This window comes from Actinoplanes sp. NPDC000266 (genome assembly GCF_042899005.1).
Classification (GTDB): domain Bacteria; phylum Actinomycetota; class Actinomycetes; order Mycobacteriales; family Micromonosporaceae; genus Actinoplanes.
Genome location: NZ_JBIAZI010000003.1, coordinates 162460 through 182923, shown reverse-complemented (window position 1 = coordinate 182923; position 20464 = coordinate 162460). Strand labels below are relative to the sequence as shown.

21 protein-coding genes and 1 pseudogene are annotated in these 20464 nt (G+C 71.8%); 11 read left to right on the top strand and 11 right to left on the bottom strand.

Annotation, left to right across the window (positions count from 1 at the left end; all coding sequences use genetic code 11):
- The first annotated feature begins 49 nt into the window (after positions 1–49).
- Positions 50–1504, top strand: a complete 1455-nt coding sequence (locus ACFY36_RS12410; protein WP_499746026.1) for a polysaccharide biosynthesis protein — start codon at positions 50–52, stop codon at positions 1502–1504.
- Here the strand turns inward: ACFY36_RS12410 and ACFY36_RS12405 are convergent.
- Positions 1490–2296, bottom strand: a complete 807-nt coding sequence (locus tag ACFY36_RS12405; protein WP_499746025.1) for a DUF1028 domain-containing protein — start codon at positions 2294–2296, stop codon at positions 1490–1492. The two genes, ACFY36_RS12410 and ACFY36_RS12405, sit on opposite strands and share 15 nt — an antisense overlap.
- A gap of 136 nt (positions 2297–2432) precedes the next feature.
- On the opposite strand from ACFY36_RS12405, the gene ACFY36_RS12400 reads away from it, so the two are divergent.
- The 3 genes from ACFY36_RS12400 to ACFY36_RS12390 all read left to right on the top strand — a co-directional run bounded on the left by ACFY36_RS12400 (position 2433) and on the right by ACFY36_RS12390 (position 4275).
- Positions 2433–2939, top strand: a complete 507-nt coding sequence (locus ACFY36_RS12400) for a pyridoxamine 5'-phosphate oxidase family protein (protein WP_499746024.1) — start codon at positions 2433–2435, stop codon at positions 2937–2939.
- A gap of 299 nt (positions 2940–3238) precedes the next feature.
- Positions 3239–3712: an SRPBCC family protein gene (locus tag ACFY36_RS12395; protein ID WP_499746023.1), complete on the top strand. Its 474-nt coding sequence runs from the start codon at positions 3239–3241 to the stop codon at positions 3710–3712.
- Between the two features lie 185 nt (positions 3713–3897).
- Positions 3898–4275, top strand: coding sequence for a hypothetical protein (locus tag ACFY36_RS12390; protein WP_499746022.1), 378 nt, complete (start codon positions 3898–3900; stop codon positions 4273–4275).
- On the opposite strand, the gene ACFY36_RS12385 is transcribed toward ACFY36_RS12390, so the two are convergent.
- Complete coding sequence (locus tag ACFY36_RS12385) at positions 4272–6002, bottom strand: FAD-dependent oxidoreductase (RefSeq protein ID WP_499746021.1); 1731 nt, start codon at positions 6000–6002, stop codon at positions 4272–4274. The genes ACFY36_RS12390 and ACFY36_RS12385 overlap by 4 nt on opposite strands.
- Before the next feature lie 117 nt (positions 6003–6119).
- On the opposite strand from ACFY36_RS12385, the gene ACFY36_RS12380 reads away from it, so the two are divergent.
- Positions 6120–6545 carry a MarR family winged helix-turn-helix transcriptional regulator gene (locus ACFY36_RS12380; protein ID WP_499746020.1) on the top strand — a complete coding sequence of 142 codons (426 nt, stop codon included), beginning with the start codon at positions 6120–6122 and terminating at the stop codon, positions 6543–6545.
- Positions 6542–7138 (top strand): hypothetical protein, encoded by a 597-nt coding sequence (locus ACFY36_RS12375; protein ID WP_499746019.1) that lies wholly within the window; start codon positions 6542–6544, stop codon positions 7136–7138. Before ACFY36_RS12380 ends, ACFY36_RS12375 begins: the two co-directional genes overlap by 4 nt.
- Positions 7139–7140: 2 nt before the next feature.
- On the opposite strand, the gene ACFY36_RS12370 is transcribed toward ACFY36_RS12375, so the two are convergent.
- Complete coding sequence (locus ACFY36_RS12370; protein WP_499746018.1) at positions 7141–7560, bottom strand: universal stress protein; 420 nt, start codon at positions 7558–7560, stop codon at positions 7141–7143.
- Positions 7561–7640: 80 nt separating this feature from the next.
- Here ACFY36_RS12370 and ACFY36_RS12365 point away from each other — a divergent pair, with 80 nt between their 5' ends.
- Positions 7641–9023 carry an APC family permease gene (locus ACFY36_RS12365; RefSeq protein WP_499746017.1) on the top strand — a complete coding sequence of 461 codons (1383 nt, stop codon included), beginning with the start codon at positions 7641–7643 and terminating at the stop codon, positions 9021–9023.
- Here ACFY36_RS12365 and ACFY36_RS12360 read toward each other — a convergent pair.
- Positions 9013–10746 (bottom strand): vWA domain-containing protein, encoded by a 1734-nt coding sequence (locus ACFY36_RS12360; RefSeq protein WP_499746016.1) that lies wholly within the window; start codon positions 10744–10746, stop codon positions 9013–9015. The two genes, ACFY36_RS12365 and ACFY36_RS12360, sit on opposite strands and share 11 nt — an antisense overlap.
- On the bottom strand, positions 10743–11786 hold the full coding sequence (locus ACFY36_RS12355; RefSeq protein ID WP_499746800.1) for an ATP-binding protein: 1044 nt from the start codon (positions 11784–11786) through the stop codon (positions 10743–10745). The genes ACFY36_RS12360 and ACFY36_RS12355 overlap by 4 nt, the downstream gene beginning before the upstream one ends.
- A gap of 103 nt (positions 11787–11889) precedes the next feature.
- Between ACFY36_RS12355 and ACFY36_RS12350 the strand changes: the two genes are divergently transcribed.
- On the top strand, positions 11890–12345 hold the full coding sequence (locus ACFY36_RS12350) for a GNAT family N-acetyltransferase (protein WP_499746015.1): 456 nt from the start codon (positions 11890–11892) through the stop codon (positions 12343–12345).
- Here ACFY36_RS12350 and ACFY36_RS12345 read toward each other — a convergent pair.
- Both ACFY36_RS12345 and ACFY36_RS12340 read right to left on the bottom strand, forming a co-directional pair.
- Positions 12342–12983: a response regulator gene (locus tag ACFY36_RS12345; protein WP_499746014.1), complete on the bottom strand. Its 642-nt coding sequence runs from the start codon at positions 12981–12983 to the stop codon at positions 12342–12344. The genes ACFY36_RS12350 and ACFY36_RS12345 overlap by 4 nt on opposite strands.
- A complete protein-coding gene (locus ACFY36_RS12340; RefSeq protein ID WP_499746013.1) occupies positions 12980–14137 on the bottom strand; it encodes a sensor histidine kinase in 1158 nt (385 codons plus the stop codon). The genes ACFY36_RS12345 and ACFY36_RS12340 overlap by 4 nt, the downstream gene beginning before the upstream one ends.
- A gap of 108 nt (positions 14138–14245) precedes the next feature.
- Between ACFY36_RS12340 and ACFY36_RS12335 the strand changes: the two genes are divergently transcribed.
- The gene (locus ACFY36_RS12335; RefSeq protein ID WP_499746012.1) at positions 14246–14938 is read left to right on the top strand and encodes a GAP family protein; all 693 of its coding nucleotides are present in this window, start codon (positions 14246–14248) and stop codon (positions 14936–14938) included.
- A 105-nt stretch (positions 14939–15043) separates the two neighbouring features.
- Positions 15044–16024: an MBL fold metallo-hydrolase gene (locus tag ACFY36_RS12330; protein ID WP_499746011.1), complete on the top strand. Its 981-nt coding sequence runs from the start codon at positions 15044–15046 to the stop codon at positions 16022–16024.
- A 62-nt stretch (positions 16025–16086) separates the two neighbouring features.
- Here the strand turns inward: ACFY36_RS12330 and ACFY36_RS12325 are convergent.
- A pseudogene (locus ACFY36_RS12325) lies at positions 16087–16329 on the bottom strand (helix-turn-helix domain-containing protein); the annotation flags it as partial.
- Positions 16330–16338: 9 nt separating this feature from the next.
- A complete protein-coding gene (locus tag ACFY36_RS12320; RefSeq protein ID WP_499746010.1) occupies positions 16339–17301 on the bottom strand; it encodes a hypothetical protein in 963 nt (320 codons plus the stop codon).
- Between the two features lie 190 nt (positions 17302–17491).
- Here ACFY36_RS12320 and ACFY36_RS12315 point away from each other — a divergent pair, with 190 nt between their 5' ends.
- Positions 17492–18949, top strand: coding sequence for an ATP-binding protein (locus ACFY36_RS12315; protein WP_499746009.1), 1458 nt, complete (start codon positions 17492–17494; stop codon positions 18947–18949).
- Here ACFY36_RS12315 and ACFY36_RS12310 read toward each other — a convergent pair.
- Together ACFY36_RS12310 and ACFY36_RS12305 are read right to left on the bottom strand one after the other, a co-directional pair.
- A complete protein-coding gene (locus tag ACFY36_RS12310; protein ID WP_499746008.1) occupies positions 18946–19167 on the bottom strand; it encodes a hypothetical protein in 222 nt (73 codons plus the stop codon). The genes ACFY36_RS12315 and ACFY36_RS12310 overlap by 4 nt on opposite strands.
- A 76-nt stretch (positions 19168–19243) precedes the next feature.
- The gene (locus ACFY36_RS12305; RefSeq protein ID WP_499746007.1) at positions 19244–20455 is read right to left on the bottom strand and encodes an MFS transporter; all 1212 of its coding nucleotides are present in this window, start codon (positions 20453–20455) and stop codon (positions 19244–19246) included.
- Positions 20456–20464 lie beyond the last annotated feature (9 nt).

Here is a 20464-nt window from a genome sequence, read left to right as displayed (position 1 = left end):
TTATTCGGAACTTGCGCGGCGTCCCCTCATGCCGCCTTAGGGTGCTTCTGTGACCGGCGGGGAGAATCTGCTCTACATGCTCGCCACCCGGTACGAGCGGTGGCGCTCCCGGCCGTCGGCCGGCCTCAAGACCCGCGCCCTGCTCTTCGGCGGCGGCGCCGCGGCCCGCGATCTGCTGCACAGCATGCATTTCGACCCCCGGAGCCGGTACGTGCCGGTCGGCGTCCTCGACGACGACCCCCGCAAACGGCGCACGCGGGTGGCCGGCGTGCCCGTGCTGGGCGACCGCACCGCTCTGGCCTCGGCGGTCGCGCGCACCGGGGCGACCACGGTGGTCTTCGCCGTCTCGAACGCCGATGCCCAGCTCGTCCGGGAGATCCGCGCGCTGGCCGACGCGGCCGGCGTCCGCTTCCTGGTCGTCCCGGCCATGAGCGAACTGCTCGACCACGAGATCGGCGTGCGCGACCTGCGCGAGGTGCGGGTGACCGACCTGCTCGGCCGGGTGCAGATCGAGACCGACCTGGACGCCATCGCCGGCTATCTGACCGGCAAACGGGTGCTGGTGACCGGGGCCGGCGGGTCGATCGGCTCCGAGCTGTGCCGGCAGATCAACCGGTTCTCCCCGGCCGAGCTGATGATGCTCGACCGCGACGAGAGCGCCCTGCAGGCGGTCCAGCTCTCCCTCGACCCCCGCGCGACGCTCAGCGACCCGGCGGTCATCCTGGCCTCGCTGCGCGACGTCGACCGGATCCGGGCCATCTTCAGAGAACGCAAGCCCGAGGTGGTCTTCCACGCGGCCGCGCTCAAACACCTGCCGCTGCTGGAGCGCTATCCGGGTGAGGCGGTGAAGACCAACATCTGGGGCACCCTGGCGGTGCTGGAGGCGGCCTCGTCGGTCGAACGGTTCGTCAACATCTCCACCGACAAGGCGGCCGACCCGGCCAGCGTCCTCGGCTACTGCAAGCGGATCACCGAACGGCTCACCGCGCACGTGGCGGCCCAGCGCCCGGGAACGTTCCTGAGCGTACGGTTCGGCAACGTGCTCGGCAGCCGCGGCTCGGTCTTCGACCGGTTCACCGCGCAGATCGCCGACGGCGGCCCGATCACCGTCACCCACCCCGACGTGACCCGCTACTTCATGACCATCCAGGAGGCGGTCCACCTGGTGATCCAGGCGGCCGCGATCGGGCACGGCGGCGAGGCGCTCGTGCTGCGGATGGGCGATCCGGTGCGCATCGCCGACGTCGCCCGGCAGATGGTCGAGCTGGCGCCGGCCCCGGTCGACATCGTCTACACCGGGCTGCGGCCGGGGGAGAAGATGGGCGAGGTGCTCTTCGGGGCCGGGGAGGAGGACCGGCGGCCCTACCACCCACTGATCTCCCACGTGTCGGTGCCACCCCTGGACCCCGCGGCCGTACGGACCCTGGCCGCCAACGCCGATCCGGCAGCGCTCGTCTCGTCGCTGGCGGCGCTGTGCACCGTGCCCGCCCTATCCTTTTCGTAGAATCCCGAGGACCAGCGGGTCGATGTTGCCGTCGACCAGGCGCTCCTCCAGGTTCTCGACGCCGGCCCAGCTGTCGAGGTCGTCGTAGCCCTTTTCCTTGAGAAGCGTCCGCACCTCTACCGCGATCTCCCCGGTCAGCGGGATCAGCGTCGCCGGGTCAGGCCGCTCGAAGTAGAGCGTGTGCAGGTCGAGCAGCCGTGCCAGTTCGCCGACCGGGTCCGGGTGGTCGTCGACGCGCAGGTCGACCAGGACGTCGCTGGTACCGCCGTAGCCCATGCCCTTGGCCACGACGTACAGGGCGGCGCTCTGCCGTCCGCGGCGATCCCCACCGGCGTCGTCACCCGCTTGGAGAGCGTGCAGGAGCCGGTACTGGAACTTGGTCTCTCCCGTGATCCACTTCTCTTCCACGGCCGCGACGACCTGCGGCCCGGCGAGCATGTTGCCCTGGATGGCGTAGCCCTCGCCGGCCGCACCGCCCGCCCACGGATGACACTCCTCGCCGGTGAAGGTGGCGCCGGGCCCGTCCGGCCCGACGACGCCGACCTGCCGGTGCGGAACCGGCCCGGCGTCCCCCGCGATCAGCGCCTTGACCGTCTCGGTGGCGGCCACCCCCGTGGCCATCAGGGCGAGGGCCTGAGGCCGATAGGCGAGATTGGCGTACGACTGGGTGGCCACCGCCCCGACATCGGCCAGCGCGGCCGGAACAGCGGCCCCCACCCCGAGGAACTTGCTGGCCACGGCCACACCGAGGGCCGTGCCGTCGGCCGAGCGGGCAACGATCGAGAAGGTCATGGCGCTTTTTGTAACACGGGGCGCGTAGATTTGTTCTGCTCCCGCCGCCGGGCCCTTGAGGCGTGCTGCGGGTGGACGGGCGGGTCGTTGCCGAGGCCACCGCCCTCCCGCAGCACCGAGGGCTACCATGCGCTGCATGAGCGAGCAGCCGACCGCCGAGCTCGACCCCCGCTTCAGCTCACCGGGAGCCACGCCCCGCCCCTGGGCCGACGTGGAGCAGACGCTGACAAAGGCCAAAATCTCCTGGCTGGCCACCGTACGCCCCGACGGCCGTCCACATGTGACACCGTTACCCGCCGTGTGGCACGAGGGAGCCCTCCACTTCTGCACGGGCGCCACCGAACAGAAGGCGAAGAACGTGGCGCAGAACCCGCAGTGCGCCATAACGACCGGCACACCCCAGGCCGACGAGGGCCTCGACGTCATCGTCGAGGGCACAGCCACTCGGGTCACGGACGCCGACCGCTTGACGGCTCTGGCCGCCTTGTGGAAATCCCGCCACGGCTGGGACTTCCACCCTTCAGACGGCGTGTTCGTCGGCGACGAGGGCAATGAGGCGATGGTCTTCGCCCTTGTCCCGGCCAAGGTGCTGGCCTTCGGCAAGGGCGAGCCCTACACGCAGACCCGCTACCGCTTCTCCTGATGCCTCTCCCCGACGGACTCACCGCGGACCTGCGGGCCCGCGTCGACGAGCTGCTGTGCGCGCGCAACCTGTTCGCCGCCACCGACCACCGAGCAGCTGATCGCGAAGGCGGCCGCCATCACCGACCCGATCGCCGCCGTCGAGGCCTACTGGGACGGCGACACCCAGGGCCGGGCCGTCGCCGCCCGGTTCGGCGTGCCGTTCGTCTTCGCCAGCCCCGGCCTGCCCATCATCGATCCGCCGCGCTGGTGGGACGTCCAGGTTGGTAGGTCCTTCCGGCGGTCGTAGGCTCTCCGCTCGTGGCGACTGTGCGCGTGGAGACGGTCATCGATCTGCCGGCCGAGCTGGTGTGGGAGGCCGTCGCTGATGTGGGTGCTGTTCATCGGCGGCTGCTGCCGGGGCGCGTGGCCGATGCGCGGATCGAGGGGGACGCGCGGATCCTGACCATGCCGGACGGCTGGCTGGTGCGGGAGCTGATCGTCGCGGTCGACCACGATCACCAGCGTTTGGCGTACGCCGTGGTCGAGGGGCAGCGGATGCCGTTGACCTATCACCACGCGTCGTTCCAGGTGTTCGGCGAAGGTGAGCGCGCGCGGCTGGTCTGGGTGACCGACGTGCTGCCGCATGCCATGGCCGGTGTCGTGCGCGGGGTCGTCGAGCGGGGCATCGCCGAGATCAAACAGACCCTGGAGTCGGGAACCCGACAGGCCGTCGAGAGGGCCTTCGAGGTGCCCGGAAGTGGGGCGGGGCAGTCTTCCGGGATAGATGCTTGAAGGCAATAGTAACCGGCGGAATTACCCGTCCGGACGGTGTGGTTGCGACCGATCGCGGTCGATGCGGGTGGATCAGTCCGGTCACCTATCCATAACAGACGATATGCAGAACGTGACCGGCGCGATTGAGTGATCTCGCTCGACGGGTGTGGGGGACGCGAAGGGGTCGGTCAGTGGTGAACGCGGTGATTTACGTGCGGCCGGAGAACTACGGCGCGAGCGCGAGCCGTTGTCTCGAGCACTGTGCGGCCCGCCGGTACAACGTGGTCGGCCTGATCCAGGGCGACTGGGACGCCGCCGCCCGCATGCTCGCCGAAGGGCTGGCCGGCGTGGTCGTCGTGTCGTCGGCCGATCAGCTCGACCCGCACCTCGAGCCGCGCATCGAGGTGGTGCCCAAGCCGCGCCGCCAGCGCCGCTCCTCGTCGTCGGCCGCCCAGCCGGGCCGCCGGTGGACTTCGGACAATCCGGGCTCGTCTCTGCACGGGGGCACCCGTGCGCCGGACGCCGCTCCCCGAAGCGGGGTACCGGCCCGCCCGGTACCCCGCAATCTTTTCCGTTCCTAACGGTCCAGGATCGCCCGCAGGGCCGCCTCCAGCGCGGCCGCCGGATCGTCCGGCGCGGCGGTCTGGCGCCAGGCGATGTGCTGGTCAGGGCGTACGAGAAGACAGCCCGTCTCGCCGATCTCGGCGATCTCGGCCCACGTGCCGTACAGGTCGACGGCCTCGCAGCCGGGCGGCCCGATGCGGACGACCGTCAAGGGAATGTCGATCTTCTCCGCCGCCGTTGTCCACAGGCCGCCGCGGGCGCGGGTCAAGATTGTGAACGACTCCGGCCCGCACAGGTCCAGGGTGGAGACTCTGGTGCCATGGCGAGACACCCAGCAGTGCGGCACCCGCGCTCCCGGCCGGCTGGTCGGCTGGAAATACAGCACGGGATCGCGTTCGTATCGCACCGGCTCGGCGCCCTCGTCGAGGACGGCCGTGGAGGCGTACACCTGATTCATCTCCATGCCGTGCGCGTGGTACGAGTGATCCTTGGAGCGCTTGGCCTCGGCGAACGCCGCCCGCCGGGCCTCGCCCGCGTCGGAGTCGGAGAAAAGCACCTCGAACTGCCGCGCCCGTTCGGCCGCGGGCGCCTTCGGGTCGACGCCGAGCGAGCGGATGACGTCCGGGTTCTGGCGCCAGCTCGCGACGGCCCGGTCGACGACGGCGTGACCGATCGGGCGGCGCTCGCTGTCGTACGTCTCCAGCAGGGCCGGGCCCGCGCCCCAGCGCAGCACCGCCGCGATCTTCCAGGCCAGGTTGAAGGCGTCCTGCACGCAGGTGTTGCCGCCGAGCCCGTTCATCGGCGGGTGCCGGTGCACGGCGTCGCCGGCGCAGAAGACCCGGCCCTCGCTGTAGCGCTCGGCCACGACCTGATTGATGCGCCAGGGGTACGCCCCGGTGACGGTGACCTCGACGTCGTCATCCCCGATGATCTCGCGGACCTGGGCCCCGAGCTGCTCCGTGCTCAGGTCGAGCGCGGCTTCGCCCAGGTGCACGAACCCGGCCACCCACTCGTGCCAGGGGCGGACCATCCGCAGCATGGCGTTGCCGAGCGCGCCCTCGCGGCCCGGCTGGAGGATCCAGAAGATCGAGCCGGGCCGGTCCTCGAAGTACTTCGTGAGGTCGGCCTCGAAGCGGACGTTGAGCGCCGGCGCCAGGCCCGGGGTGCCCCGCATCGGCAGGCCGATCGCGGCCGCGACCGGGCTCTGCCCGCCGTCGGCGCCGACGACGTAGCGGGAGCGGACCAGATGTTCGGCGCCGGTCACGGTGTCGCGCAGCGTGGTGGTGACGCCGTCCGCGTCCTGCTCCAGCGACACGAACTCGGTGGCGAAGCGGGTGACGACGCCGCGCTTGCCGGCCTCGTCGACCAGGATCGGCTCGAAGCGGTCCTGCGGCAGGTCGCAGCCCCGGCCGGGGCTGGCCGCGAGATATTCGCCGGCCCGGGCCGGGTCGTTGCCCCAGGTCCACATGCGGCCGAACTCGAGGCCGTTGACCGCCGTCATCATCGTGTGGTTGGCCATCAGCTCGCCCGGCGTCGCGGCGGCCGTGCACGCTTGTTCGAGCCCGATCGCCCGCAGCACCTCCATGGTGCGCTGGTTGACGATGTGCGCCCGCGGCGAGTCGGCCACCCACCGCCCGCGGCTGATCATCATGGTCCGCACGCCGTGGCGGGCGAGCATGACCGCGGCGCTCGCCCCGGTCGGTCCCGCGCCGACGACCAGCACTTCCGTCTCGATAGGCTCCATCGGTTCTCCTCCTGTACGCAGCACGGATCCGCTGCCTGCCGACAGCTGACCGGGCCTGACCGGAGGCGATATGATTATGTGTAGATAACTATTCCGCGAGTCAAGGGGGCGGCGGGGATGGATCCGCGGTTCGCCGAGCTGGCCGACCTGGTCATCGACCTCGCCCGGGAGCTGCGCATCCGGGGCGGCACGCCGCTGAACCAGACGCAGAGCCAGGTCATGCGGTTCGTGCACGGTCATCCCGGCCGCAAGGCCTCGGAGATCGCCGACCGTACGGGCCTCAAGCGCGCCAACGTGAGCGCCGCCATCACCGAGCTCCGCGATCTGGGCTTCCTGACGTCGCGCCGCGACGACAAGGACGGCCGGGCCGTACGCATCGACGCCACTCCGAAGGCCGAGGCCACCCTGCACGAGCTGAGATCGTCGTGGTCCGGGCTGCTCGCCTCCACGTGGGGCCCTGAGACCACCGACCTGGACCCGCTCATCGCCCGGCTGCGGTCGGTGCTGCACGCCCTCCCCGCGAAGGCGGAGGACCAGCGGTGAGAGTCGTGAGAGTCGTCAAACGGAAGCTCAACGGCAACACGGGGAGCTGGCTCACCTACCACCTCGGTGACGACGAGAGCGGCTCCTGGCTGTTCCACCCCGAAGGCACCCTCTACACGGGGCGATGGGCCGACGGCCGGGAGGCCACATGCTTCTCCGGCGTCACCGAGGCACCGGGTTGCGCCGTCCTGTACTTCGCGCCGCATCGAGGTGGCTGGTTCGCCGCCTGGCGGCACGTGCCCGCGACCGTGATAACCATCGATCTGTCCCGGCCGGTGACGCGCAACGGGGACGAGTGGGGCTTCGTCGACCTCGAACTCGACCTCTGGCACGCGCCGGGCGACGACACGCCCGCCGGCGGCGATCCCCGGCCCCGGCTCAGCCGCAACGGCCGGGTCGTGGGTGTCGCCGACGACGACGAGCTCGACGACGCCGTCGGGCACGGCTGGATCACCGCGGCCGAGGCGGAGCGCACGCGCGACGAGGCACGGCATGTCGCCGGGTTGATCCTCGATGCGGCGTACCCCTTCACCGCGGGCGCCTGGGAACGTTTCGAGGCGGCGATCGGCCGGGGGCTGCCGGCTCCTCGGTAGCCTCAGGGGCGGTGCTGCGGGTGGGTGACCAGCAGGACCGGGCGGGTGGAGCGTTTGATCAGGTCGAGGGGGACGCTGCCCATCAGGCGCTCGGCGACCGTGGGGCGGCTGCTCGAACCGGCCACGATCAGGTCGGCCTGCTGCTGGTCGGCGAACTCGATGAGGGCCGGGACCGGGCGGCCCGGCACCACCGTCACGCTGGCCTCGACGCCGGCCTCGGCCAGGCGGGCGGCCAGCGCCGAGGCGGACTGGTAGGCCTTGTCGGCGAAGACGCTGCGGGGCACGGCGGCCAGGCGTTCCAGCTCGACGCCGTCCGCGGCCACGACGGCCACCGTCGCGCCGGTCTGCTTGGCCAGGCCGATCACGGCGTCGGCGACCCACGGGGTGTCGGCTTCGGGTTTCGCGGCTACCACGATGCGCATGAGGGCGACGGTACCCGGCGATCGCGACGCGTCGATAGTCATGACTCGACAGAACGTGCGAGATGTATGACGCTCGGTGGATGGCGGATGCGGTAACGACGGAACAGCCCTCCCTCAAGCGGGTCATGGGGCCCGGCCTTCTCCTGCTCTTCGTGGTCGGCGACATCCTCGGCACGGGGGTCTACGCGCTCACCGGGCGCGTCGCGTCCGAGGTCGGCGGGGCGGTGTGGCTGCCGTTCCTCATCGCGTTCATCGTCGCGGTGCTCACCGCCTTCAGCTATCTGGAGCTGGTGACGAAATATCCGCGGGCGGCCGGCGCCGCGCTCTACACGCACAAGGCGTTCGGCATCCACTTCCTGACCTTCATCGTCACCTTCGCGGTGATGTGCTCGGGGCTCACCAGCGCGTCCAGCGCCTCCAAGGCGTTCGCGTCGAACTTCGTCGAGGCGTTCGACCTGTCGTGGGAGGAGGGCGCGGCGCTCACCGCCGTCGCGCTCGGCTTCATCGTGCTGATCGGGCTGATCAACTTCCGGGGCGTCGGCGAGAGCGTCAAACTCAACGTGCTGCTGACCTGTGTCGAGCTGTCCGGCCTGCTGATCGTCATCGGGATCGGCGCGTGGGCGCTCGGCGGCGGCGACGGCGACCTGTCACGCCTGACCGACTTCACGGCGGCCGAGGGGGAGAACGCCTTCTTCTCGGTGACCGCGGCCACGGCGCTCGCGTTCTTCGCGATGGTGGGTTTCGAGGACTCCGTCAACATGGCCGAGGAGACCAAGGATCCCGTCCGTATCTTCCCCAAGGTCATGCTCACCGGCCTGTGCATCACCGGCGTCATCTACATCCTGGTCTCGATCTCGTCGGTGGCGCTGGTCGCCCCCGAGGAGCTCGGCGAGGGCGACGCCCCGCTCCTCAAGGTCGTGCAGGCCGGCGCGGCCGGGTTCCCCCTGTGGATCTTCGCGTTCATCACGATGTTCGCCGTGGCCAACTCGGCGCTGATCAACATGCTGATGGCGAGCCGGCTGCTGTACGGCATGGCGAACGAGCGTGTGCTCCCGCGCATCCTCGGGCGGGTGCACCGCACGAGGCGTACCCCCTGGGTCGGAATTCTCTTCACCACCGTGATCGCCTTCGGCCTGATCTGGTTCGCCGACCTGGCCGCCCTCGGCGGCACGACGTCGCTGCTGCTGCTCTGCGTCTTCACCGTCGTCAACATCGCGGTGCTGGTGCTGCGGCGCGACCGGGTCGACCACGAGCACTTCAAGGCGCCCACGGTCATCCCGGTCATCGGCGCCGTCACGTGTGCCTATCTGGCCAGCCCGCTGTCCGGTCGGGCCGGCGCCGACTACCGCGTGGCCGGCATCCTGCTCGTCATCGGCGTGGTGCTCTGGCTGATCACGTACCTCTACAACCGCAACGTCCGCCACGAGGAGACGACCCTCGACCCCACGAACCTCAAGGAGTGAGGTGGAAGACCTCGCCCTTCGGCGTGAAGGGCAGGCGGGCGCCGACCGGCATCAGATAGGCGTGCGGGCGGCGCACCCGCAGCACGTCGCACCAGCCGTCGGTGATGACCAGGATGGGCCCCTCGGGCGGGAAGTCGCCGGCGCGTTCCAGCAGGTCGACGGCGGGCTGCAGGACGGTGCCGCCGCGACCGCGCACCCGGACCCGGCCGGCGATGTCGTCGACCGGCAGATAGCCGGCGTCGTAGGCGGCCGCGTCGCAGAAGACCACCCGCGCGGCGGGCACGTCGCGGGCGGTGGCGTACGAGGCGATCGCGCCCAGCGCCTTGCCCATGAGCTCGTGGTTCATCGAGCCCGAGGTGTCGACGACGACGCCGAAGGTGCACTTGCGGACGACCTCGTCGGGCAGGTGGCGGCCAGGCCGGGGAATGTCCGGTGTGGAGGCCTGCCGGCGTGCGGGCCGGCCGTAGCTGCGCCGCCACTCCGGGGCCGGCACGTGCTCGTCGAACCAGCGGGCCAGGCGCACGTCCCACGGAAGCGGCGGCTGCTCCAGCACCCGGATCTCGGCCACCAGGCCGGACGGGAGCACGCCACGGCCGCTGTTCTGGTGGTAGTCGTAGCCGCTGAGCAGGGCCCGCCGGCAGTATTCGTCGAGGTCGACCGCCCGCGGCCGGGAGCCGGGATCGCCCAGGATGTCGCCCCGGCCCGTGCCCCGCAGCGTGGCGAGCTTGCGCGCGCGGCGCAGGTCGCCGGCGATCCGGTCGTAGACGTCCTCGGCCGACAGGCCGGCGAAGCGGGGATCGTAGAGAGTGCCGTCCGGTAGTGTGCCGACCGCCATCTCGACCAGCCAGCCGTTGATCACGTAGTCACAGGCGACGTTCCAGAGGTACGGCTCGCGCCAGCCCGCGCGGTCGCCGTGGCGCAGGGCGGCGTGCAGCATCTCGTGGGCGAGCACGAAGCGCCACTCGTCCTCGCCGAGGCGCCGCAGCGGGTTCACGTAGATCTCGCCGGCGGCGGGCGACACGGCCGCGACCGCGATGTCCCAGTCGCGGGCGAGGGCGGCGTCGGCGACCAGCTCGAAGCGGGCCGCGACCGCGCCGAGCAGCGGGTACGAGCCGATGAACCAGCTCAGCGCGCGCTGCCAGGGTGAGCGGCGGGATCCGGGCTGGGCCCCGCCGGCCACGTCGACCGCGGCCGTGGCGGCGGCGGAGAGCCCGACCGCGAACCGGGCCGGCCACTGCGGATCGGCCTGGTGACGGCCCAGCGGCTCGTACGACAGATCGGGCGACCCGGCGCCGCAGTCGGTGAACTCCGGGGCCGGCCCGTTGCGGCGCAGCTGGTCCTCGTCGGCCGACGGCAGCGTGTCGGGCAGCGCGAACGGCTCCCGGCCCAGCTTCACCGAGCGCTGGAAGCGGGTCACCACAAGACAGGCCACGTCGTCCCACTCACGGCAGTGGTGGCCGAAGCCCAGGTGCAGCAGGCAGTGCGCGAGCACCCACGTCCAGCCCTGCTCGTCGAGCTTGCGGGTGCCGTTGGCGCGGATCAGGCCGCCCGGCCCGACCACCGCGTAGCCGATGCCGGGCTCGTCCACCAGCTTGGCCGAGGCGCTGGCCAGCGGCCACCCGTCGGCCAGGGGCGCGAACATCGGGTGCGCGGCCAGCGTCTTCCACGCCCGGAGGAAGGCGGCCGTGTTCGGGTCGGGCTCGACCGCCTTCCTCCGGCTCACGCGCGCGCCGCGACCAGGCGCGGCAGGTCGCGGCTCACCTCCACCAGGAACCAGGCCGGCAGCACGGGCGCGCCGTCCTGGTCGGCCGCGATGACCAGGCGCCCGCACTCCAGCGACAGCTCGGCCAGCTCGACCAGCATCGCCTTGGCGCGGTGGGCGAACTGGCGTACGGCGGCCGGGGCCCTGTCCTTGTCGGCGGGAAGCTCCTTGACCAGCCGGGCCCGGAAGGTCTCGGCCAGGAAGTAGAGCAGGTCGCGGTCGGAGGGGTGGACCGGCCAGCCGGCGTCGCCGCGCAGGATCGCGTCGAGACCGAACCGGTGCCGCACGATCTTCACGTATCCGCCGAACGCGCTCGCGTGGGCCGGGCTCAGCGTGCCGGCGGCCAGCAGCCGTACGGTCTCCTCGCCGACGTCGTCGCCGTAGGACCGCAGGGCGTCGGAGAGCATGTGCCAGCTGCGCGGCGTCGAGAACGTCTCCTCGGTCTTGGGCGGCGCCGACCACAGGTGGTCGGGGCGCTCGGCCAGATAGCCGGTCACCCACGGGTGGATGCCGGCGCCCTGGGCCCACGCGCTCCAGTCGTCGTGCGAGGCCCGCAGATGGACGTGGACGAGCCGGTTGACCAGGGCCGAGGCCATCGGCCGGGCGAGCGCGTTGTCGCTCGAGCGGTTCCCGGCGCCGATCACGATCGACCCCGCCGGCAGCTCGTAGTCGCCGATGCGCCGGTCGAGGATCAGCGAGTAGAACGCCTTCTGCACGTCGGGGCCGGAGGCGTTGAGCTCGTCGAGGAACAGGCAGTACGGCTCGTCGCGCGCGATCGTCTCGGGCGGCGCGAACCGGCTGCGCCCGTCCCGGAGCTCCGGCACCCCGATGAGGTCCTCGGCGGCGAGCTGGGTGCCGACCAGGGTGACGCAGTCGAGCCCGAGCGAGGCCGCGAAGTCGCGCACCAGCGAGCTCTTGCCGATGCCGGGCGCGCCCCACACGAAGACCGGCCGCACGACCGCCACGTGGAGCAGCAGGCCGGGCAGCTGACCGGGGGTCACGGTGATCGCCGAGTGCACGCCGGAAGTCTGCCTCCCGTCCCGGACCGGGGCATCCGATTTTCCCGGCTGTCCCACCGGGAGCCGTGCCGCTAAGGTGCGCCGCATGCGTCTGGAGGCGATCACCCCGGAGAACTACGAGGCCGCGCTGGCCGTGCGCGTGCGGGCCGATCAGGAGGACCTGGTCGAGCCGGTCGTGACGTCGCTGGCCGAGGCGTACGTGTTCCGCGAGTTCGCGTGGCCGCGGCTGATGTACGACGGTGACCGGGTCGTCGGGTTCGTGATGGCGTTCCTGGACATCCCGTGGGACCCCGAGCGTGATCCGGGCGACCGCCGGTCGGGGCTGTGGCGGCTGAACATCGCGGCCGGGGAACAGGGCAAGGGCTTCGGGACGTACGCCGTCGAGGAGGTCTGCCGGGTGATCCGTGCTCAGGGCGGCACGCGGGCGTACGTCACCTGGGAACCGAGGGCGGGCGGGCCGGAGGACTTCTATCTGAAGCTGGGCTTCCGCCCGACCGGCGAGCGCAGCGGCGACCAGACCGTCGGCGTGCGCGACGTCTAGGCCAGGCCGTTCTCCTTGGCCACGATGGCCGCCTGGACGCGGGAGGCGCAGCCGAGCTTGGCCAGGACGCGGGAGACGTGGGTCTTGGCGGTCGCCTCGGTGATGGACAGCTCGGCCGCCAGGTCGGCGTTGGACAGGCCGCGGCCGAGGGCGGCCAGGATCTCGCGTTCGCGGGCGGTCAGCTGCCCGAGCGCGGCCGGAGCGGGAGGCGGGCCGGGCCGGGCGTCGGCGAACGTGGCCAGCAGGCGGCGGGTCAGCGACGGGGCGATCACGCCGTCGCCGGCGGCCACGTGGCGGACGGCGGCGATCAGGTCGGCCGGCTCGACCGACTTGAGCAGGAAGCCGGCCGCGCCGGCCCGCAGGGCGCCGAAGACGTACTCGTCGAGGTCGAAGGTGGTCAGGATCAGCACGTCGGCCAGGCCGGCCGCGGTGATGGACCGGGTGGCGCTGATGCCGTCGGTGCCGGGCATGCGGATGTCCATCAGCACCACGTCGGGGCGCAGCGCGCTCGCCTGGCGCAGGGCGACGGCGCCGTCGGCGGCCTCGCCGACCACCGCGATGTCGGGCGCCTGTTCCAGCATCAGCCGCAGCCCGGCCCGGATCGCCGCGTGATCGTCGGCGAGCAGGACGCGGATCACGCGCCGGCCGCCGCGGGCAGGGTGGCGCGGACCCGCCAGGCGGCGCCGTGCGGGCCGGCCTCCACCGAACCGCCCAGCAGGGCGGCGCGTTCGCGCATGGAGGGCAGGCCGGTGCCGGCGCTCAGGGCCTCGTGGCCCAGCGGGGGTGGCTGGGTCAGGGTGTTGGTCACCGTCACTGTCACCTCGCCGGCGGTCCGGCGCACGTCCAGGCGTACCTCGGAAGTGGGTGCGTGTTTGCGGGCGTTGGTCAGGGCCTCGTGGACTATGCGGTAGACGGTGTGGGCGACGATCACCGGGACGCCGGTGATCGCGGGCAGGGTGGCCGTCACCCGCAGGCCGTCGGCCTCGGCCGCCTCGACCAGGGCGGGCAGCCGATCGAGACCGCCGGGTACGGTCGCGTCGGTGGTGGGGGCGTCCCGCAGCAGCATGATCATGGAGCGCATCTCCTCCAGGGCGGCCAGGCTGCTCGTGCGGACCGCCCGCAGGGCCGCCCGGTCGCGGGTGGTGTCGGGCGGGGCGGCCAGGGCGGCGCCGGAGTGCAGGGCCGTCGTCGACAGGTGGGCGGCGATCACGTCATGCAGGTCGCGGGCCATCGCGGCCCGCTCGGCCAGCACGGCCTCCTGCGCGGCCATCTCGCCCAGGCGGCGCTGCTGGCGGACGTTCGCCGACCACCACAACGGCACGAACAGCAGGGTGGTCAGCTGCAACGCGATGAAGACGGCGATCCGGAACTCGCCGGCAGCCAGGCCGCCGACGACGCCGGCCGTGCCGATGACGACGAACACCGCGGTCGTGACGGCCCGGCGGGCCCGGCCCGAGGCGAACTGGCCGACCGAGAAGATCAGGTCGAACAGCACCAGGACCATCGCGATGCTGCCGCCCAGGGCCAGGTCGGCCAGCGTGGCGATGACGCCGGCGGCCAGCGCGAGCAGCGGGTGGCGGCGCTTGACGAGCATGGCCGCGCAGCCCACGACCAGCGGGACCGTGTGCCACCAGCCCGGCGCGGCGGCCAGCCGGTCGATGCCCGGGTCGATCCAGACGTCGGTCAGGCCGACCAGGTTGAGCGCCAGCCCGGCGGCGAACGTCGACGCCGCGGTCACCCTGTCCTGGAACGACGGGCTGCTCCGCCACCGCCGCACGATCGCCGCCCTCACCGGCCTATCCCATCACGCCGCGCCGCCGGCGGCGTCCGACCAAAGATGTACGCGGCCGGTCATCCTTCGGCCGACGCGCGGGCGGCCGGGCCGCGCGAGGGTTCCCTCATGGACCTCGCGCTCCTCGGCTCGCTGGCCGTGCTCGCCCTGATCGACTCGACCAGCTTCGGCACCCTGCTGATCCCCATCTGGCTGCTCATGCACCCCGGGCCGGTGCGGGCGGGCCGCATGCTGGTCTTCCTGGGCACGGTGGCGGTCTTCTACTTCGCGGTCGGCCTGGCCGTCGCCCTCGGCGCCGACGCCTTCCTGCCGCAGATCACCCGCCTGCTCGACACCCGGCCGGTGTCCTGGATCCAGCTGGTGCTGGGTGTCGGGCTGTTCTTCTGGAGCTTCCGCCTGGACCGCCGCCGCGGGGCCGGTGGCGGCCGGCTGGCCCGCTGGCGGGAGCGAGCTCTGAGCGACGGCAGCGCCGCCGGGCTGGCCGGGCTGGCCCTGGCCGCGGCCGCCGCCGAGGTCACGACCATGCTGCCCTACCTGGCCGCGATCGGCCTGCTCACCGGGTCCGGGCTGGGGCCCGGCGCCGTCGCGGTGGTGATGGCGGCGTACTGCCTGGTCATGATCCTGCCGGCCCTGGTCCTGCTCGGCGCCCGCCTGGCCGCCGGTGACCGCCTCACCCCGCTGCTGACCCGGGTCGGCGACCGGCTGGCCCGCAGCAACGCCCTGGCCTGGATCGTCGGCATCGTCGGCTTCCTGCTGGCCCGCGACGCCGCCATCCGCCTGTTCGACTGGCTGGGCGCGTGACCCCCGGTGACCCGGGCGATGTGTGCGGCCAGGGAGTTCGACGGGCGCGTGGCGGCGCCCGGGGCGACGAGCATCGGTCACATCACCGGATCACCTGGAGGAACCGTGACCAGCACCGTCACACCCAGCTTCACCGACGAGGCCCGCCGCCGCCGCGAGCTGCCCACGCTGCCCGTTCCCGCCAACGCCAAGGGGCCCGCGGTGCCGGCCGAGGGATACGTGCTCGAGGAGATCGCCGATGGCGTCTTCTGGCTCACCGAGGGCAGCTATCAGTCGATGTTCGTGGTGACCGGGGAGGGTGTCATCGCCGTCGACGCGCCGCCCACCCTTGGGCACAACATCCTGCGGGCCATCGGGCGCGTCACCAGCAAGCCGGTCACCCACGTGGTCTACAGCCATCACCACTCCGACCACACGGGTGCCATGTCGATCTTCCCGGAGAAGGCGCGGTACTACGCGCAGCGGGCCACCGCCGAACGGCTCCGGCTGCTCGGCGACCGGCGGCGCCCGCCGGCCACTCACGTCTTCGACGACACCCTGACCATCGAGGCCGGCGACCACACGGTGCGGCTCGACTATCCGGGCCCGAACCACTCCGAGGGCAACAGCTTCATCCACCTGCCGCGCCAGCGCGTCCTGATGCTGGTCGACGTGATCTTCCCGGGCTGGGTGCCGTTCTCGAACCTGTCGCTGTCGGCCTTCGTGCCCGGCGTCCTCAAGGCCCACGAGCAGGCCCTGGCCTACGACTTCGACCATTTCGTCGGTGGTCACGTGACCCGCCCGGGGACCCCGGCCGACGTACGCCTTCAGCAGGACTACCTGGTCGATCTGCGCACCACGGCCGAGGCGGCACTGTCGAGCGTCGACCTGCCGGCGACGATGGCGCCGGTCGACACCGGGAACGCCTGGGCCGTCTTCCGCGCCTATCTCGACGCGGTCGCGGCCGCCACCGCCGACGAGATCGTCCCGCGCTGGCAGGACCGCCTCGGCGGGGCCGACGTCTTCACCCTGCCCAACGCGTGGGCCATGGCCGAGTCGCTGCGCCTCGACCTGAACTCACTGGGCCCGTTCGCGACCGTGCCGTAGCAGCGCGATCAGGCCGCCAGCTGGAAGTCGCCGCGGCGCCGCTGGGCGAGCTCGAAGCGTCCCTCGACGCGCTGCGGCTGCTGCTGGGCCTCGCGCAGCACGGCCAGGAGCAGATCGAACAGGGTGAGCCCGAGCGCCCGGCAGATCGCGTCGAGCAGCTCCGACGAGGGCTCCTTGCGCCCCCGCTCCACCTCGGACAGGTGCCCGATGGACACCCCGGCCAGCTCGCAGACCTCACGGAGCGTCTTTCCCTGAGCCATGCGCGTACGCCGGAGCACCTGACCGATGAGCGTGCGGAGCATCATCCCTGCAACCTACCGGACGGTGACCACCACCTGGCCGTAGCCGGACAGCGTGTGCCGGCCGTCGTCGGTGGCGGTCAGCGTCAGCACGGCGCGCTGGCCCGCCGTCGCGCCGGCCGGGATCGTGAGGCGGTCGCCCCGCAGGACCGCGGCGGCCGTCGAGGCCTCGGTGTAGACCGACCAGGTGCTTGTCACCCGGTCCCGGTCGGGACCGGCGACGTCGGCGCGCAGGGTCAGCGTCTGCCCGGGCCGTGCGCTCAGGTCCTCCTGCCTGATCTTCACGGTCGGCGCGTGGTTCGCTTTCTTGTACGACGAGGTGACGCCCCAGCCGGCGCGGGCCGCGAAGTCGTCCTCGGCGTCGGGCACCCAGCGGTAGAGCGAGTAGGCCGCCTCGGCCCGGCCGGTGACCGGGTTGACGTCGCCCTGAGGGGCGAACTGGGCGCCGGTGGCGGCGAATCGGCCGCCCCAACTGCCGAGGGTGGGGTCGTGCCCGTCGCCGATCAGGTGGTAGCCGTCGAGCAGCGGGCCGTGGCCGGTCTTGATGTTCGGCTTCCAGAACGAGTTCTTGTAGTACGGCTTGATGGTCTCCGGGATCGCGGCGTTCGTCTTGCCGCCGGTCCAGGAGGTGAAGGTGAAGCCCCAGTTGTAGACGCGGATGTCGGGCCAGGACCGGCCGATGTAGTCGGCGTAGGCGTTGTCCTGGTTGCCGATCGTGGCGATGACCGCCTTGCCGGCCACCTTGGAGCGCAGCTCCCGGGCCGACGGGTAGCGGGCGTCGTGCCGGCGCAGGTTGGTCAGGATGCGGTCGTACTCGGAGATCTGTTTCTCGATCCATCGGTCCGGGTTCCAGCGCCACGTCGTGGCATCGGCCGACTGGGCCGGTGTGCCCGCGGTCTGCCCGGTGAAGCTGGTCAGGATGCCGGCGTCGCGGGCCTGGGTGAGGGTGTGGGCGCCGTCGCCCTTCCAGTGGTGCACCGACGAGGAGTAGACGAGACGAGGAGGGCACGGAACTTCATTGACGCTCTCCCATGATGAATAGATATTCGTGAGCGAATGAGGATTACAAGCATGTGAACACGCTGCTCACGGGCCGTCAAGGGAGCGAATAGGCATGCGTGTGTCACTGTTGGAAGCGAGACTGCCGTCCATCCCCGGGGAGCTGAGCATGTCCGACGCACGAGCGCGTGGAGAGACCTTCGAATACGCGGGCGCCACCGTGGAGCTCGTCGACGCCGCCACCGTGCTGGCCGCGGCCCGGGTCAATCCGGTCGAGCTGCTGCGGCGGGCGACCTGGCCCTCGCCGGTGCAGCGGGTCGACCTGACCGTGTCCAGCGCCGACCGTGACGGCGGGCCGGTGCACACGTTCGCGGCCGCGATCAGCACGGCCGACGAGCCGCTGTCCAAGGAGCGCATCCGCAAGCTGGTGCTGGGCAACGACCCCGTGGGGCTGCTGCTGGCCAAGCGGATCGAGGCCGGCGACCCGATCGCCACCCGCATCGTCGATGGTGTCGGAGCGGCGGCCGCCGCGGCGTACCGCCGATTGGGTCTCGACCGGCCGGAGAAGCCGGCGGCGAGCCGCCAGCCCGGCACCATCGCCGACGCCGTCGTGGGTCTTCAGGCGACGGTGACGTACGACGAGAGCGGCACCGTCGTGCGCCTCAGCGCCGAGGTCACGCGGGACGAGGTCACCCCGGCCCACCTGCAGGCCTTCGTCGGGCTGACCCTGCAGGCGGTGCTCGAGCTGACCGGGCCCGACGCGCTGACCGGACGGCGTTACGTGGTGAGCCGCGAGAGCGTCCCGGCCACGCCCGCGACCACCAAGACGGTCACCCTCGACATGGTCGGCGGCCTCACCAAGGAGGTCAACGAGCTGCGCGAGATCGCCGTGTCGTTCCGGCACCCCGACTCGATGGCGCGATGGGGCGCGCAGCGGCCGCAGGGCATTTTGATGTACGGGCCGCCCGGCACCGGCAAGACGATGCTGTCCCGGGCCCTGGCCAACGAGATCGGCGCCGACTTCCGCGAGATCCGTACGCCCGAGATCCTCGACAAATGGCTCGGCGGCTCCGAGCGCAACATCAAGCAGATCTTCCGCGACGCCCGGCGCTACCGGGTGCCGACGCTGATGCTGTTCGACGAGTTCGACTCGATCATCAGTTACGCCGGGTCCGGCGGCGACGCGGCCAGCCAGGCCATCAACGCCGTGGCCGGCATCTTCAAGCAGGAGATGAACGACCTCATCGAGGCCAACCCGAACGTCATCGTCGTGGCCACCACGAACTTCCCGCACCGGGTGGACGACTCGCTGATCCGCTCGGGCCGCTTCGACGTGAAGCTGAGCATCCCGAAACCGGACGAGACGAGCCGGGCCGAGATCTTCCGCAAGATGATCCGGCAGCTGATCGCCGCCCACGAGGAGCCCGGCTTCCAGATGTTCGCCGACGACCTCGACCTGCCGGCGCTGGCCGCGGCCAGCCACGGCATGACCGGCGCCGACATCAAGGAGGTGCTGCGCCGGGTGCAGCTGGCCAAGGCCATGCAGGACGCCCGGAGCGGCGGCCGCGTCGACCCGATTTCGCAGGAGGAGCTGCTCGCGAGCGTCCGCGACCTCGCGGGTCGTTAGGCGGCCGGCACCTTCTCCTTGTTGCGCACCTGATAGGTGACGGCGCCGGTGCCGGCGATCGCGACGACGGCGGCCAGCACGGCGGTGACCCACTGGCCGTCGGTGATCGTGCCGAAGCCGGTGTTCTCGCCCTGCAACGCGGTGAGCAGGGACGACAGGAAAGCGATGATGCCACTGGTGGCGGCCGAGAAGACCGCCTTAGCGCTGGTGGTGTCCACGGTGACCTCCCGGGTCGTACGTCTCGTCCGATCAGGATGAGCCGCGCGCCCAGCAGGGGAAACACCATGTCGGGAATCAGATCCGCGAGGCCGTGACGGATTCACGCCAGGGGAGTAAGGCCGAGCTGGCCAGTACGCCCAGACCGCAGACGAGCAGGGCGGTCCGCACGCTCGTGACGGCGGCCAGCACGCCGCCGAGGGCGATGAAGACGGGCTGGGCCGTACGGGAGCTGATCTGCCAGCACGCGATCACCCGCGACAGATAACGGTCCTCGGTCTCGGCCATCCGATAGGTGGCGACCGACGGGTTGGACACCCCGGAACCGAAAAGAGCGAAGACCTCGAGCACGATCATGAGTACGAGTCCAGAAGTGCCGGCCGGGATGAAGGCGAGCGGGGCCAGCCACAACGCGCGGAACAGGCCCGACCACACCAGCACCCGGTGGGCGCCGAGACGGTCGGTCAGCGGGCGCATGGCGAGCGCGCCCAGGATGCCGCCGAGGCAGGACGCGCCCCAGCCGATCCCGTACTGCCAGGGCGGGAAGCCGAGCTCGCGCAGCATCAGCACGGCCAGCAGGGGTGAGGCGGCCATCATGGCCCCGGCGAAGATCTGCTGGTTGAGGAAAAGGGCGCGCAGCCCGCGGTGCCCGGCGATGTAGCGCCAGCCCTCGGCGATCTCCCGCCACCGGCCCGTGGCGGCCACGCGCCGCGGTGGGTCGGGCTCGGGGCCGCGCAGAGCCCGTACACCCCAAGCCGAAAGCAGAAAGCTCACCGCGTCCACCGCGATGGTGACGGCGGCGCCCAGCCACGAGGTGAGCGCGCCGCCCAGAGCCGGACCGGCGCTGTAGGCGGTCCAGAAGGTGGCCTCGAAGCGGCCGTTGGCGGTGGCCCGGTCGGCCGGCCCGACCAGGGCCTTCAGGTGGGCGCCGCTGGCCGAGGCGAAGACGATGGCGGCCACCGACTGGACGATCGCCACGGCACAGAGCTGCGCGTACGTCAGCATGCCGGCCGCGATGGCGAGCGGGACGGTGATCAGCGCGGCGAAGCGGGCCAGGTCGGCCCCGATCATCACGGGCCGCTTGCGGCGGAACTCGATCCACGGCCCGGCCGGCAGCGCGAGGGCGGCGGCGGCCACCCCGGCCAGGGCGGCCAGCAGCGACACCTGAAGCTCGCTGACCTCGAGGACGAGGACCGCGACCAGCGGGATCGCGCCGAAGCCGATGCCCGTGCCGAGCTCGCTGATCCCGTACGCCGTCCAGAGCCTGCGAAAGTCCGAGCCGAGCGCCACCGGAGCACC